The organism is Sorangium sp. So ce302, assembly GCF_051530145.1.
Classification (GTDB): domain Bacteria; phylum Myxococcota_A; class Polyangia; order Polyangiales; family Polyangiaceae; genus Sorangium; species Sorangium cellulosum_B.
In genome coordinates this window covers 12,819,226-12,833,517 of sequence record NZ_CP150326.1, presented here as the reverse complement: position 1 = coordinate 12,833,517, position 14,292 = coordinate 12,819,226, and the positions used below count along the sequence as shown (strand labels likewise).

Here is a 14,292-nt window from a genome sequence, read left to right as displayed (position 1 = left end):
GGGGGAGCCCGGCCTCAACGCCGGCCGACCTTCGCGCTCGCCGCGGCGTGACCGCGCTGGATCGCGCGGGTCCAGAGGTCGGGGCGCTCCGGGCCGTGGTCGCCGGCGCGGGCGATCTCGGCGCAGATCGCGGCGGTGAACGCGTCGCCCGCGCCGGCCGCGCGGGTCTCGGCCACGACGGGCGGCGCGAGCGCGATCTCGCCGAAGGGGCCGGCGGCGCGGGCTGCGCCGGCGCCCTGGGTGAGCACCAGGGTCGCGCTCGGCCGCATGGCGGCGCGCACCTGGGCGTCGTCGAGGCCGAGCCCGGCGAGGTCCGCCGCGCTGCACCGCACCACGTCGGCCTCGCGCAGCAGGGCGTGGAGCACGCGCGGATCGCGCCCGGCCCAGAGGCGCCACCGCGCGTTGAGGTCGACGACGACGACGGTGCCCGCGCGGCGCGCGGCCCGCGCGGCCCGGCAGAGCGCGGCGATCGGCGCGAGCGCCGGAGAGATCCCCGAGAGCAGCAGCACCGGCGCCGCCCACCCCTCGGGCACCGAGAGGGGCAGATCGTCCTCTGCGCGGTGGGCGACCATGTGCCGCGCCCCGCCGGTGTCCTCCAGCACGATGAGCCCCTGGCGGGCCGGGATCAGCGCCACACCCGCGACGTCGACGCCGGCCGCCGCGACCCTCGCCAGGAGCGCCCTACCCGGGGCGTCGTCGCCGAGCGCGGCCGCGAGCCCCACGCGCAGCCCGCTCCGCGCGAGCGCGACCGCGGCGTTCACCGCCCCGCCGCCTGGCCGGAAGCGCAGCGAGGCCCCGCCCGGAGCCGCGAGATCCCAGAGGGCCTCACCGGCGCAGATGACGTCCAGGGTCAACCCCCGCGACGGCGCGACCCGCGCCGCGGTAACCCGCCCGGCGCTCGCAAACCTCGATGCCATGGGGATCCCCATCTTACACCACGGGGCTCGCGGCAGCGCGCCGTAACTCGGTCGTCCCCACAGACGTCGAGCTGATTCTGCTCCACTCGTGGACCTTCGGCGGACGGAGGGTCGCGCTCTTCGACGCGCGCGCGAACCACGGACGCCGGAGGGGGGACCGTCGCAGCGCTCCCCGCTGTCCGGGACTTCGAGGCAGCGGCACGCGGCGCGGCTCAGCACGACCTGCACCGCAGGCGCACGTGTTGCGCCGCAGAGGACAGGCTCTCCGGCCTGCGCCGCGCCTGCGTCGGCCGGCACGAGCCGTGCAATCGTCGATCGTCGTCGATCATCGGTCGTGACGAGCGCACGAGCGGAGCGCGGGAGGCCCCAATGCGGAACAGGATGGAAGACGTCAATGAATTCCTCTCCCACCGGCGGGTGGCCCTGGTGGGCGCATCGCATGACGACAAGGACTTCAGCCGGATGGTGATGCGGGAGCTCATCGATCGGGGTTACGACGTCGTTCCGGTGAACCCGGGGGGCGGCGTGATCGAAGGCCGCGCAGCGTACGCCGAGGTCGGCGCGATCGATCCCCCGGTCGAGGGGGCGATCGTGATGACCCCGTCCCAGGTCACCGAGCAGATCGTGCGGGCGTGCGCCGCTGCCGGCATCGAGCGCGTGTGGCTGCACCGGGGGGTCGGTCAGGGTGCAGTGAGCGCGCCTGCCGTGCAAGCCTGTCAGGAGCTCGGGATCCGCGTGGTCGCGGGCGAGTGCCCGCTGATGTTCCTCCCGAACGCGGGCTTCGTCCACCGGCTCCATCGATTCACCAAGAAGATCGCGGGGAGTTACCCGGCGCGCGCGTGAAGCGCCATGAACCTGGGAGATCTCGAGATGACATCGTATCCTGTCACCTTCACCGTCACGCGCCCCTGGAAAGTCGATCGCGTCCAGCTCCTCGCGCGTGTCCTCCTGCTCGCGGCGCTCTCGATTGCCGGCGTCACGGTGGGGTTCGTCATGATGCTTGTCTATTTGGCCCTGCCCGCCGTGGCGGCCGCGCTGGTGGCTCAGAAGGGATCGGCCCGGTTCCTGGCCGAGGACGGCCCGAGGCTGACGCGCGCGCTCGTGTGGCTACAGGCCGCGTTCGCTTATCTCTTCCTGCTCACCGACAGGCTCCCGCTCGATCGCCCCGCCGAGACCGCGCGCCTCGACATCGATCCGACCGGCGCGCCGACAGCGAAGGGCGCGCTCCTGCGCCTCTTCACGAGCCTCCCCTCGGCCATCGTCCTCGCGCTGCTCTCCTGCGTCGCCTATCTGGCGTGGCTCGTCTCGGCGGTCGCGGTCCTCTTCACCGAGCGCGTCCCGACGGCCATCTACGATTTCCAGTGCGGCGTGCTCCGGTGGCAGGCGCGGCTCCTCGCCCATCATGCGTCGCTGGTCGACCAGTACCCGCCGTTCGCGTTCGATCCGGGTCCCGTGGACGGCACTCGGCGCGATCACGCGGGCACGTTCGCCTGAGGCGTCCTCTCGGCGTCCGTGTCCTTGCCGCCGGAGGGAGCCGTCACAGGTCGACCACGCAGACGACGCTCGTGGTCGTGTCCTCGCCATACTCCGTGACCTCGATCTGGATCTTCGAGGTTGCCTCGTCCGCTCCGGTGCCAAAGCGAGCCGTGAAGTCCAGCTCGTACCAGGTCTCGATCGAGATCGGATCGGACACCTTCCACGCGAGCTGCTCGAAGCCGCCGATCGACGTGTGATCGAAGACGAAGATCGTGTCGTCGGGAGCGGTGTGCGAGACAGAAAGCGAGGGGCTCGTGAACTCGTAGGCGCCGGCCTCGCCGAGCTCGAGGCTGCAGGCCTCGCCCGAAGGCGTGGTCCCCTCGTAGGTGCCGACCAGGCAGGCGCTCGCGCTGGGATCGCTCGTCAGGGAGAGGTCGGGACAGGCGGCGAGGCGCTCTTCGAGCGCCGAGAGGCTCGGGCTCGATCCGCCCGAGCCTGAGCTCGAGTCGCCCGACCCGTCGTCGTCGCCTCCGCAGGCCACCACCAGGCCGAGGGTGAGCACGGGAACGAAAGCCAGGTAAGAGCGCCGTCGAGCGGGGTTCATGCCATGGGAGGATGAGGTCATCTGACAGAGGCTAGTGGAGACGCCAGCGCTCGACCAGCTGTCAGATCTGACAGGGGGCTCCGCAAGAGCCCGAGCAGCATCGCTTTCGCGACGGCGCGATGCGCGCCGCCGTGCCCCGCCCAGCGCTCGCCAGCATGGATGCCATGGGGTTCCCCATCCTGCACCACGGGGCTCGCAGCGGCGCGCCGGCTGCGCCGCTGGCCGTCGCAACCACCCTGGTAGGAGCGGCAGCCCTGCTGCCCTGGCACACGCCAGGCAGCCTTCACGCTTTTTCACGCAGCGGCGCGGTCGCCCTGACTACGCTGACCCCCATGGCATCCGGAAAAGGTCGCTTGCTCGGGCTCCTCGGCGGGCTGGTGCTGACCGAGGCGAAGGTGCAGGCCGTGGGCACGCCCCACCCGCTCTACCGGCGCGTGGTGCTCGAGGGCGAGGGGCTGCGCGCGCGCACCTGGCAGCCCGGCGACAAGATCCAGGTGCTCCTCCCCTCGAACGACGTGCGGACGTACACCCCGATCGACTGGGCGGAGGGTCGGACCACGCTGCTCCTCCACGCGCACGGGAGCGCGCCGGGCGCGCGGTGGACGGAGGCCGTCCGCCCGGGCGACGTCGTGCGGTTCGTCGGCCCGCAACGCTCCCTCCGTCTGGGAGGCGTGGGCCTCCTGACCGGCGACGAGACCTCGCTCGGCGTGGCGGCCTCGGCGCGCCGCCTCGGCGCCCACGCCGTCCTCCGGGTGACGAACGTCCCCGCGGCGGAGGCGGCGGCGCGATCGCTCGACGTCTCCGTGGACCTTGCGAGGTCCGACGAGGAGGCCGCCACTTTGCTCCGCGAGCGCGCGGCGGGCGTCGCCACGGCGGTGGCCTGCGGCGGCGGCGCGTGGGTCCAGCGGGCCCGGGAGGTGCTCCGGGCGGCCGGGGTGCGGGAGGTGCGCGCCAAGGCCTACTGGATCGCGGGGAAGACCGGGATCGACTGACCCTCTCTGCACACCGGCGAGCGCTGGACGGGTGGTTTGTTGGCCATCCTCGCGCATCCTGATAGCCCCTCCGATCGAGGTGGTCGGGATCGATGATGCAGCTCGGACGCTGGGCGCTCGCCGTCGCGCTACTCACGCTCTCCGCTGACGCCCGTCCGGACCCGCGGAGCGGCGTCGCCGAGGCGCCGCGCGCCCGCGCCGGCGTCACGCTCGCCGAGACGCGGAGCCGCGTGCATCCCGCCGCCACGCGGCTCGGTGACGTGGTCCCTCTCCTGAGGCAGGACGCGTCCGCCGAGATCTCGGCGATCGACTGGAGCCCGCTCCGGCTCACCCGCCGCTACGGGGTCGCCGCCACCGTGGTGCGCCTCGACACGAAGCGCACCGGGGAGCGAACCCTGACGGCGGCCTGCGTGGTGTCGGCGGCCGTGCGCGAGCTCGACACGGGCAACATCCTCTTCGTGGTCGAGGGCCGCGCGCGGGTCGAGGACAGCGCGGCGGCCGACGAGCGCGCCCAGCGCGACGCTCTCCGGGCCGCCATCCAGAGCGCGGTGCGCGCGGTGCCGGACGGCCTGCGCCGCTCGCGGTGAGCGAGAGGCGCAGGCTCACCCCTGAGCGACACCAATGACGCTCATCGCCGCGCCCTCCGCGGCGCTCCGGCGCTCGGCCTCGGCTTGTGCTTCGCGCGCGCGTCGATGAGGGCGCCGAGCCCGTCGAGGAGCCGCTCCAGGCCGAACGTGTACGCGTGAGCCGCGCTGTAGGCCCCGCGTTGGGCCGCGCCTGCGGCGGCGCCGACGCGTGCGGCGGTGGGGTATTTCGCGGCGTCGAAGACCCTCGCGAGCAGGGGCGCGTTCTCGGCCCACCATTGCTCGTCGCTCATCGCGCTCTCGCGCTGCGAGGCGCGCGCGCTCGTGGCCGCGCGCGCGCAGGACTCCACGAAGCCGAGCAGGAACGTCAGGGCAGCGTCCATTTCGACGTCATCGAGCCCTAGCCCGTCGAGCGCCTGGAGCTCGTGCTCGTATTTGGCCATGAGGGGAGGCCCGCCTGCGCAGCGAGGGGGTCGAGATCACCATGCCGCTGCGGGAGGAGCCGTGGGGCGAGCGCCTGTTCCAGGTGACGGATCCCAACGGCGTCGTCATCGAGCTCGTCGAGTGGGCCACGCCGAGCGCGCCGTGAGCGGCCGATCGCCCTGGCGCGATCGCGGGAAGTGGGAAGTGGGAAGTGGGAAGTGGGAAGGAGCGCGAACCGCGATGACCCCCATGGCGCCAAGAAAAGAGGAGAATGGAGGGAAATCCCCTCACGGCTCGGATCGATCGCGCCCCCCCGCGCCCGCGCCCGGCGGGGAGGACAGCGCGTCGACCTCGCCGCGCGTCACGCGCTTGTCGCCGTCGCGGTCGAGCGCCTTCATCATCTCGCCGACGACCACCTCGGACGGCGTCTCGGAGCTCGCCCTCGACGCGGCGGCCCTGAGCTCCTCGGCCGAGACGCGGCCGTCCCCGTCGGCGTCGATCGCCTCGAACGCCCCGAGCTGGCGGACGAGGTCCGCGGCGAACGACTCCACAAGGACGAGCTTCGGATCGCGCCCGCTGTCCGCCGGCGGCACCTTCTCCGGGCGCTCCTCGGCGAAGCGGACAAGCGGCGCGATGTCATCCATGCCGCCGAGGAGCCCGCGCGGGAGGGCGATCCGGTACTCGCGCTCGTCGACCAGCGGGAGGCCGTCGATCGCGCTCAGGACGCCTCGGGCGTCCGTCGCCATCCGGTCGTCGATCTGGAGGTAACCGCCGTGCTGGGCGGGGGCGCGCGACCGCGACGCGGCGACGGCCTCGCGGACGACGCGGCCAGGCAGGAGGGTCACGACCACCTCGTTGCTGAAGGGCACCTCGGCCTTGAGATCCCCGTAGGTGAAGCGCTCCCGGTACGCGCGACCACCGCGGATGCCGCCGCCGTTGAAGAGGCACCCGTCCGCCCCGAAGGCGTCGCGGATCCGCGAGCAGAGCAGCGCGCCGAGCGACGTCTGCTGGACCCGCGTCCCGACGGACGAGAGCTCGCTCCCCGGCGGGAGCCGGAGGAGGGTGGCCGCGTCGAGGTCGCGCACGATCTGCATGTGGCGGTCGACGCGCGCGCGCATCGCCGGATCCTCGGGGTGGGCGCCGACCTCCTCGATCCGGACGGTGACCGCGGGCAGGTCGGGCACCCCGGCAGGCGGCGCCATGGCCGGCCACACGAGGTCGATGATGGCGGCGCTCTCCGCGTCCGTGCCGGCCTTCACGACCCAGCAGCCGTCCACGTCGTCGAGGATCACCTCGTGCTCGTGGCCGCCGAGGATCACGGGAAAGCGCGGATCGCGCTGCGCCCGCGCGAGCTCGAGGTCCTGGTCGCGGCTCTGGTGCGTGATCGGGATCACGCACGCGCACCCCTCGTCGCGGAGGAGCCGGCGGGTCCAGCGGAGGGCCGCCTCGTTCGCCGGCTCGATGTCGATCCCCCCGAACGCATCCCGCCGGTACAGGCCCTTCACGTGCACGAGCAGGCCGAGGAGGCCGATCCGGACAGCGCGCCCGCCGGGGCTCGAGACGTCGAGGATCTCGTGCGTCGGCAGCGCCGGGGCGAACGAGGGCATGTTGGTGTTGAGCCACGTGCCCTGGAACTCCTGCACCCGCGCCCTGAGCTCCGGCAGCTCGACGTCGGCCTCGTGGTTGCCGAAGATGGTGTGGGTGATCGGCAGCGCGTTCATGCAGTCGACCATGCCCCTGCCGTGATCGAGGCTCGACAGCAGGCTCGGCGCGAGGAAGTCGCCGGCCATCACCACAAGGAAGCGATCCGCGGGCGCGGCGGCGTGGCGCCGCACGAGCGTCGCGAGGCGCGGCAGGTTGTCGAGCAAGTACACGTCGTTCACGCAGACGATCCGCAGAGAGGGGCCTCTGGGCAGGGCGTGTGCGGCGGCGGTCATCGCCATCGAACATAGCCCAGCCCGCGGGCGCGCGACGCCGTCAGCGCCGAGCGCCCCTCGCCTTCGGCGGGCGCCACGCGCGCAGGCTCTCCGCGAGCGGCTCGAGCACCGCGCGCACCCGCTGTGAGCGTCGGCCCTTCCCGGCGGGCGCTCATCCGTCGGAGGTGAGCTCCTTCTGGAGGTGCCGCTCCAGCCGCTCCAGCACCTGGCGCGCCACGCGCCGGAGCCGCCGGGGGTAGACGACGACGAGGGGCGGGCTCGGCAGCGGGAGCCTGGGCAGGAGCCGGATCAAGCGCCCCTCCTGGACCCGGCGCGCGACCAGCCAGCGCGGGAGCACGCTCACGCCGAGCCCTGCCTCCACGGCCCTGAGGTTCGTCTCGATGTCGTCGGTCGTGAGCCTGACGGTGAGCCCCAGCTTCTCGAGCTCGCGCACCCCGCCGCTCGCCACGACCCGCACCGCGGCGAGCTCCGACATGGATGTCGGCGCCGGCTTGCCCGCGAACAGGCCGGCGCTGCCGACGAGCCACTGGGGCGAGGTCCCCAGCGTTCGCTCGATGAACGACGGCTCGCTGCGGACGCCGACGCGAAGCGCGAAATCGAACGCGCCTGCCACGAGGTCGACCCGCTGATCGGTGAGCGCGGCGTCCACGACGAGCCCCGGCGATTCATGCATGATCCGAACGAGCTCCGGCAAGAGGAGGCGGCGGCCGAGCGCCCCGGGCGCCGAGAGCTTCACGCGGCCCGCGAGGTCCCCGAAGCCGGCGGCGGCGCGGAGCTCCGCGTCCTCGAGCGCGCGCACGTGCTCGTCGATCTGCTCGTAGTACGCGCGCCCCTCCAGGGTGAGCGCGACGCGCCGGGTGGTGCGCTCGAACAGCCGGATGCCCAGCCGCGACTCCAGATCGGCGATCCCGCGGCTCGCGGCCGATTGCGTCATGGAGAGCTCGCGCGCCGCCCGCGAGAAGCTGCCGCTGTCCGCCACCTTGCAGAACACGCGCAGCGCGAGGAACCGATCCATGGCTCAATTTATTCTGAATTGAAATAACTGTAAGCCGCATTCTATCGCTACCGGCATGAGCGGGCGCTGACCATCCTGCGTGCATGCTCGTACGCCGCACGTTCGATGGGCCGAGGCGGGGCCGTCTGCTCCGCCTCCTCGCGTTCTTGAGCGCGCTGCTGCCGCCTCTGGGCGCCCGCGCAGCCGAGGCCACGGCGGCATCCCCGCCGCCGGAGGTCGCGCCCCGCGACGCCGATTCCGCGGGTCCGGGGCCCGCGGAGGCTCGCCTCGTCCTCGGATCACGCCTCGTGGGCAGGGACACGGGCGGCGGCCTGGAGCTCGACGGCCGCGTGCGCCTCGCGGGTGGGGCGCAGCTCGGAGCCGCTGCCTCCTTCTGGGCCCTCGAGCGAGCGTACATGGGGGGGCGAACGGTGCCAGGCGCGAGCGGCGCCTCGGGCGCTGCGGTCTTCCTGATGCCGCTCGTGACGCACGGCCCGCTCGAGCTCGATCTGCGCCTCAGGACGGGGTTCCTGGCGCTCCGGGATGTCGGAGGCGGCAACGGGGGAGGCAGCTCCGGGGGAGGCGGCGACGCACCCGCGTCGGCGCTCCGGCACATCAACGAGCTATCGATGGTCGCTCACGTCGCGCTCGGCGAGGCGTGGCTGCTCCGCGCCGGGGCCGCCGTCGGCTTCGAGCTGGAGCTCGATCCCACCACGGAGCTGGCCGACCTGGCGCAGGTCCTGACGGCGGGCGCCGGCTACGCCGTGTCCGAGCACGTTCTCCTCACCCTCGACGCCAGCGCGGGAGGCAGCTTTGGATTCAACGGCGACAACGGCAAGTTCCTGCTCGAGGGCGCCTTCGGAGCGCGCTTCGCTTTCGGACAAGGAGGCTCCCGTGTCGCTCACTGACCGCCGCGGCCACCGCCTTCACCTCATGACGCTCGCGTCGAGCGCGTGCCTCGCGCTCCTGCTCGGGGCCGCGCGGGCCGACGCGCAGGCTCCGGACGCCCGGTCCGGTGCCGCCGAGCGCGCCGGCGCGGGCGCCTTCGATGCCGGGCCGCCCGGGGCTGCGGACGCGCGCGGCGCGCGCCGGCCCGCGCCGGACGTCCCGGTAGGCGGCTTCGTCGACCTCGAGTGGCGCGTGATGGGCCTGGGAGGACACGTGTCGCACGGGCCGGCGTTCGCCGCCGGCGTGACCTTCGCCAACGGCCTGGTGCGCCTCGGCCTGGGTGGGCTCGGGCGGCCGGGGCCCATGAATCCGGCCACCTTCGAGGTCGCGCTGCCCGGAGGGCAGACCTACAAGGGGCAACGCACGCTCGAGCTCAAGTCCGACGGATCCATGCTGGGCGCGCACGTGGGGCTCTCGTTCCGGCTGCCCTTCGCGCAAGCGCTGACGGTCCAGATCCCGATCACGGTCGGCTACGGCGGGTTCGGCTTCTACTTGCAGGGGAACGATCGCAAGACGCCCGACGGGCGCCGCGTGAGCGCGTGGGAGGACGAGCTCTTCGCGGGCAAGGACTCCTCCCTCGGCTTGGTCGTCGATACGGGGCTGCGCCTCGGGTACCAGCCGGACGACGCGTCGTGGTTCAGGCCCTACGTGGGCGCGAGCTTCACGGCGGTCCCCGGCTTCGACACGGTGGTGCGAGACGATTACCTCGGGTTCAGCGGGGTCCTCGGCGTGGAGCTCGGCCACGGCATCTGAGCGGGCGCCGCCCCCGCGTGGATCTCCGCGACGACGTCCCGCAGCGCCGCCGCGGTCGCGTTCCGCGCGAGGGGGGCGAACTGGTCGTGACCTGGCTATCGATCCAGCCGAGGACCTCGGTGCAATGGCCCTCGGGGACGAAGGCGCGCACCAGGTCCACGGGCCTCCTCCGGGCGAGGTGGCGCAAGGTGATGTCGGCGTCTCCCATGCGTGGCGTCCCCGGCAGATCGCATGCCAGGGAGGAGGAGGCCGAAATCACGGGCTTCCCGCATGAGGTATGCGCGTCGGTCGGGTGGCGGCGCCATGGCGGGCTGCGCTCAGGGGTCGAACCGGTAGGTGGTCTCGCCGGCGGACGCCCGCGCCGCGAACTCTCGACAGAAGCCGTTCAGCGCCGGATAGGGCTCTGTCGGCAGGACGCGCCGGAACTCCAGATGCGTGACGAGGCAGAACAGCGCGACCTCCAGGTAGCTCAGATCCCGGTCCGACGGGAGCGCGGCGAGCGCGTGACTCGCGTTGTCCTCCAGCCATGACATGGTGTCGACAAGGCTCTTTCGCTGCTTGGCGTGGTGCGCGCTTCCGCCGGCGGCGCCGGCGGCGCCGGCCATGATCAGCGCGACCTCCGTCGCCATCGCATGAACGACGAGCTCCTGGGCGTTCGCGAGAAGGGGTTGGTCGAGGTCCTCCGGCCATACCGTGCGGACCGCGCGCTTCGACCGCCGCGACAGCTCGCGGCAGATATTGAGCGCGCCGAACCACACCCCATGGCGCGTCCGGAGAGCCGGCATCTTGAGCGCGGGGTTGCCCCCGTAGTCCGCCGCGTTGGACGACATGAGGTCCCGCACGACCTCGAGCGAACAGTCGACCCCCATCTCCGCGGCGAAGATCCGCGTGACCCGCGTGAAGTGCGAGCTGGAACGGCCGACGATGACGGGCTTGACGAGCTCTCCTAGAGCATCTGACATGCTAGCTTCTCCGATCCGGGAACCGTCCTGTGTCGATGCGGGTCCGACGCGTGGAGCGCCTTGAGCTCCAACCCTGCCCCGTCGTGCCGCTCCCACGCATCGTGGAGAGGCAGCGTACCGGACGTCGAACCCGCGCTGTCAAGCGTCCCAGGCAGCATCCCAATCGGTCACCCAGGTCCCCGGATCCAGGATCTGCGCGCGCTCACCTGCTCTATCGAACGCGCTTCCTAGCAGCGATCTCGCCGGCCTCCGGCCCATCCGCGAGAGCAGGCCGGCTCACCCCCGCCTGTCCGGCGCTCCAGCCCGGCCCGGCCAGGCCAGGCGAGCGACGACCCCGCGGCGACGCCTCGGTCACACTCTCGCCCGCCGGGCCGATGGTCCAGGCATGAGAGCCGCCGCTCCGACCGCCCTCGCCCTCCTCGCCCTCGCCTGCGCCCCCTCCCCGCGCGACCCGGCCCCGGCGCCGCCGCCCAGCCCCCCTGCCGCGGCGGAGGCGCCGCCGCCGCCCCTCTGCGCCCGGCGCGCGGTGGGCGCCGCGCCCACGCCCCTCGACGCGACCCACGCCGGCTCCGGCGTCGCCCTCGCGGAGCTCGGCGGGCGCACCCTCGCCTTCGTCGCCGACGAAGACGACGCTGCCCTCCACACCGTCGACATCGACGCACGCGCCGCGCTCGCGCGCACGCCGCTCGCGGGCCGGCCCGCCCAGGTGATCGTGCTGGGCGACGGCCGCGTCGTGGCCTCGCTGCGCGACCGCGCCCTGCTCGAGGTGCTGGAGCCGGTGGGCCCTGCCGCCCCGCTCGAGCGAAGGTGCCTGGTGCCCGTGGCGAGCGAGCCGGTGGGCCTCGCGATGACGCCGGACCGCGCCACGCTGCTCGTCGCGAGCCGCTGGGGCCACGCGCTCACCAGCCTCGCGACCGCCGACCTCCGGCGCACCGGGGAGCTCCCGCTCGCCCGGGATCCCAGCGCGGTCGTCGCGTCAAGCGACGGCCGGCGCGCGTTCGTCTCCCACGCGGTCGGCGGCCGCATCAGCGTCGTGACGCTCGGCGAAGGCGGCGCGCCGACCGGCGCGCGGGAGCTGTCGACCGACGGGGTGGAGCGGCGCGCCCCGAGATCGACGTCGAAGCTCGCCAAGCCTTTCCCCCGCAGCTCGAGCGGGCCCTCGCGGAAAGTGCCCTTCGATTTCGAGGACGGGACGCCGTTCCTGATGCGCCGCCCGACGGTGAACGTGGATCGCCGCGGCTCCCAGGGCTTCGCGCTGGCGCGCGCGTCGAGCGGCGCGGTCTTCGCGCCCATCGCGCTCGTCGATCCGGGGCCCGCGACGGGCGGCGGCGGTTACGGCAGCGCGCTCGTCCACACCGTGATCGAGCACATCGCGGTCGTCGACGCGATGGGCGAACGAGCGGACGTCCCGCCGGTCTCGGCCCACCTCGGGCTCCGTGGCTGCCGGCTCCCGCGGGCGGCAGCGATCGAGCCCGGGGACGAGGTCCTGCTCGTCGCGTGCCTCGGCCACGACGAGGTGATCGCCTACGACGCCCGCGCCCAGCTCCCCGGCAAGCCGCCGCGGCCCGGATCGGTGCGGGATCGCGAGCTCTTCCGCGCCCGCGTGGGCGCCGGGCCCACCGCCATCGCGGTCGACGGAGCGCGCCGGCGCGCCGTGGTCTTCTCCCGCTTCGACGGCGCGCTGACGATCCTTCCCGCCGCGCGCGACCCGGGGCCGACCGCGATCGGCGCCGTCGGCAAGGAGCTCGCGGGTGAGCTGCCGGTCATCGCCCTGCCCCGCGCGTCGCGCCTCGACGAGCAGCGCGCGGAGGGCCAGCGGCTCTTCCACGCGGCCGGCGGCCGTCGCGTCGCGTTCGACGGCCGCGCCTGCGCCAGCTGCCACCCGGACGGCCGCGACGACGCGCTCACCTGGTCGACGCCGGAGGGCCCGCGCCAGACGCCGATGCTCATGGGGCGGCTCGACGGCACCGCGCCGTACGGCTGGGAGGGCGGCAAGAAGGACCTGGAGAGCCACTTCGCCCGCACCATGTCCCGGCTCGCGGGCACCGGCCTGGGCGCGAAGGAGCGCGACGCCATCTTCGCTTACCTCCGCGGCATGGATCCGCCCGCCGAGGCGGCGGTCCTCACGGCCGAGGAGCGCGCCGCGCTCGTGGCGGCGCCGGCCGGCGCCGCAGAAGCGGCGGCCGCAGAGCCGGCAGCCGCAGAGCCGGCAGCCGCAGAGCCGGCAGCCGCAGAGCCGGCAGCCGCGGCGGCCGGCGCCCGCGCGGCCCTCGCCGCGCGCGGCGAGGAGGTCTTCCACGCCAGCGAGGCGGGCTGCTCGAGCTGCCATGTCGGCGACGAGCTGACCACCGACGGCGCGCGGCACGACGTGCGGAGCGCGACGCGCTTCGAGACGGAGCGCTCCTTCGAGACACCCTCGCTGCGCTTCGTCGGCCGGTCCGCGCCGTACTACCACGACGGCCGCTACCCGACGCTGCTCGCGCTGGTCGAGGGGGTGGACGGCTCCATGGGCCACACGGCCCACCTGTCGGCCGGTGATAGGCGCGCCCTGGTCGCTTACCTGGAGTCGCTCTGAGGGTGGCGCGGCCGGCCTGATACGCGTCGTCCCGAGCGGGGCGACGCTCGACGACCACGCGCCCGGTCTCCGCGCCTCTCGCGGGAGCTCACGAGCGTCGAATCGGCTCCGCGAGCCAGCGAACCAGCGCCTCGCCCTCGAGATCGAGCAAGGCATCCGTGACCTCACCCGGGCCGTTCGCGCGGGCTCGCTCGAGGATCGAACGCGCTTCGTCAGCCGTCGGCCGTCGCCCGATCCGCCGCGCGAAGAGGCGGCCGAGCAGCTCTGCAATCGCCTCCTGCGCTCGTTCTTCGCCACGAAGCTCGCCTCGCTGCTCGCCCCGCAGCTCGCCTCGTCGCTCGGCCTCGATGATCATCTCTCCGATAATCGGCGTGCGCCGGAGCAGCCCCTCTTCCTTGTCCTCCACCATGTCGACGAGCTCCTTCCGCAGATTATGCCCCAGGGATCGATGGCGGCCATCACCAGGAGCGCCGTGTACAGCTCGGCCCGCTCCGCCGCGGCCTTTGCCCCCGCGTGGATCTCTGCGACGACCTCCCGCAGCGCCGCCGCGGTCGCGTCCCGCGCCAGCGGGGTGAACACCAGCCAGAGCACGCTGCCGCGCGCCCGGAGCTCCGCGACCGTGCGCTGGTAGACGGCGTCCACGCGGAAGTGCGTCCCGCTGAACGGCCGACCCGGCCACGCGGTAGAGCGCTGGCCCGTCGCGCGCAAGCGCCGCTTCCTGCCCGAGAGAACCACGACGACGCTCTCGATCGGCGGCACAGGCTCACCGGGGGCTTCGAGGCGGAGCGCGGCGAAGAGGAAGCCGAGGTATTCGAGGACGCGATCCGGTATGTCGTCACGGAGCGCAAAGCAGAACTCGACATGCAGCACCCGCGGCTCGCCGTCGACCTGCAGGCGCAGCGCCTTGTCGAGGCGGCGCTCGATGTTCGTGACCTGGCTGTCCACCCAGCCGACGACCTCGGTGCGATGGCCCTCCGGGACGAAGGCGCGCGCCAGGTCCCCGGGGCGCCTGCGGGCGAGGTGGCGCAAGGTGATGTCCGCGTCTCCCATGCATGGCCCCCACGGCAGATCGCGTGCCAGCGAGGAGAAGGCCGAATTACGGGATACCCGCGTGAGTCATGCACATC

At 73.5% G+C, this 14,292-nt stretch carries 15 protein-coding genes and 1 pseudogene; 8 read left to right on the top strand and 8 right to left on the bottom strand.

Translation table 11 applies throughout. From position 1 onward, the window contains the following. Nucleotides 1-14 precede the first annotated feature (14 nt). Entirely contained in the window at nt 15-917 is a 903-nt protein-coding gene (locus tag WME73_RS48530) for a PfkB family carbohydrate kinase (RefSeq protein ID WP_437914019.1), read from the bottom strand. A 381-nt stretch (nt 918-1,298) separates the two neighbouring features. Between WME73_RS48530 and WME73_RS48525 the strand changes: the two genes are divergently transcribed. Together WME73_RS48525 and WME73_RS48520 are read left to right on the top strand one after the other, a co-directional pair. Then, a complete protein-coding gene (locus WME73_RS48525; RefSeq protein ID WP_437743070.1) occupies nt 1,299-1,760 on the top strand; it encodes a CoA-binding protein in 462 nt (153 codons plus the stop codon). 27 nt (nt 1,761-1,787) lie between these two features. Further along, nucleotides 1,788-2,411, top strand: a complete 624-nt coding sequence (locus WME73_RS48520) for a DUF4389 domain-containing protein (protein WP_437743069.1) — start codon at nt 1,788-1,790, stop codon at nt 2,409-2,411. 43 nt (nt 2,412-2,454) lie between these two features. Here WME73_RS48520 and WME73_RS48515 read toward each other — a convergent pair whose 3' ends face one another. Beyond that, entirely contained in the window at nt 2,455-3,018 is a 564-nt protein-coding gene (locus WME73_RS48515; RefSeq protein WP_437743068.1) for a hypothetical protein, read from the bottom strand. A 311-nt stretch (nt 3,019-3,329) separates the two neighbouring features. Between WME73_RS48515 and WME73_RS48510 the strand changes: the two genes are divergently transcribed. Then, nucleotides 3,330-3,989 (top strand): siderophore-interacting protein, encoded by a 660-nt coding sequence (locus WME73_RS48510; RefSeq protein WP_437914018.1) that lies wholly within the window; start codon nt 3,330-3,332, stop codon nt 3,987-3,989. A gap of 92 nt (nt 3,990-4,081) precedes the next feature. Beyond that, nucleotides 4,082-4,576 carry a hypothetical protein gene (locus WME73_RS48505; RefSeq protein WP_437743066.1) on the top strand — a complete coding sequence of 165 codons (495 nt, stop codon included), beginning with the start codon at nt 4,082-4,084 and terminating at the stop codon, nt 4,574-4,576. Nucleotides 4,577-4,617: 41 nt separating this feature from the next. On the opposite strand, the gene WME73_RS48500 is transcribed toward WME73_RS48505, so the two are convergent. Beyond that, entirely contained in the window at nt 4,618-5,016 is a 399-nt protein-coding gene (locus WME73_RS48500; RefSeq protein WP_437743065.1) for a TetR/AcrR family transcriptional regulator C-terminal domain-containing protein, read from the bottom strand. A gap of 5 nt (nt 5,017-5,021) precedes the next feature. On the opposite strand from WME73_RS48500, the pseudogene WME73_RS48495 reads away from it, so the two are divergent. Continuing rightward, nucleotides 5,022-5,162: pseudogene (locus WME73_RS48495) on the top strand (VOC family protein); the annotation flags it as partial. A gap of 121 nt (nt 5,163-5,283) precedes the next feature. On the opposite strand, the gene WME73_RS48490 reads toward WME73_RS48495, so the two are convergent. Together WME73_RS48490 and WME73_RS48485 are read right to left on the bottom strand one after the other, a co-directional pair. Next, nucleotides 5,284-6,933 (bottom strand): 5'-nucleotidase C-terminal domain-containing protein, encoded by a 1,650-nt coding sequence (locus tag WME73_RS48490; protein WP_437914017.1) that lies wholly within the window; start codon nt 6,931-6,933, stop codon nt 5,284-5,286. 151 nt (nt 6,934-7,084) lie between these two features. Next, nucleotides 7,085-7,948: a LysR family transcriptional regulator gene (locus tag WME73_RS48485; RefSeq protein ID WP_437743063.1), complete on the bottom strand. Its 864-nt coding sequence runs from the start codon at nt 7,946-7,948 to the stop codon at nt 7,085-7,087. A gap of 83 nt (nt 7,949-8,031) precedes the next feature. On the opposite strand from WME73_RS48485, the gene WME73_RS48480 reads away from it, so the two are divergent. Together WME73_RS48480 and WME73_RS48475 are read left to right on the top strand one after the other, a co-directional pair. Further along, nucleotides 8,032-8,835: a hypothetical protein gene (locus tag WME73_RS48480; protein ID WP_437743062.1), complete on the top strand. Its 804-nt coding sequence runs from the start codon at nt 8,032-8,034 to the stop codon at nt 8,833-8,835. Next, nucleotides 8,822-9,628 carry a hypothetical protein gene (locus WME73_RS48475; RefSeq protein ID WP_437914016.1) on the top strand — a complete coding sequence of 269 codons (807 nt, stop codon included), beginning with the start codon at nt 8,822-8,824 and terminating at the stop codon, nt 9,626-9,628. Before WME73_RS48480 ends, WME73_RS48475 begins: the two co-directional genes overlap by 14 nt. Before the next feature lie 317 nt (nt 9,629-9,945). On the opposite strand, the gene WME73_RS48470 is transcribed toward WME73_RS48475, so the two are convergent. Then, nucleotides 9,946-10,590 (bottom strand): glutathione S-transferase N-terminal domain-containing protein, encoded by a 645-nt coding sequence (locus WME73_RS48470; RefSeq protein WP_437914015.1) that lies wholly within the window; start codon nt 10,588-10,590, stop codon nt 9,946-9,948. A gap of 385 nt (nt 10,591-10,975) precedes the next feature. Here WME73_RS48470 and WME73_RS48465 point away from each other — a divergent pair, with 385 nt between their 5' ends. Further along, nucleotides 10,976-13,165: a cytochrome C peroxidase gene (locus WME73_RS48465; protein WP_437914014.1), complete on the top strand. Its 2,190-nt coding sequence runs from the start codon at nt 10,976-10,978 to the stop codon at nt 13,163-13,165. Between the two features lie 88 nt (nt 13,166-13,253). Here the strand turns inward: WME73_RS48465 and WME73_RS48460 are convergent, their stop codons facing one another. Beyond that, a complete protein-coding gene (locus WME73_RS48460) occupies nt 13,254-13,574 on the bottom strand; it encodes a hypothetical protein (protein ID WP_437914013.1) in 321 nt (106 codons plus the stop codon). Continuing rightward, nucleotides 13,517-14,215, bottom strand: coding sequence for a hypothetical protein (locus tag WME73_RS48455; protein WP_437914012.1), 699 nt, complete (start codon nt 14,213-14,215; stop codon nt 13,517-13,519). The genes WME73_RS48460 and WME73_RS48455 overlap by 58 nt, the downstream gene beginning before the upstream one ends. Between the last annotated feature and the right edge of the window lie 77 nt (nt 14,216-14,292).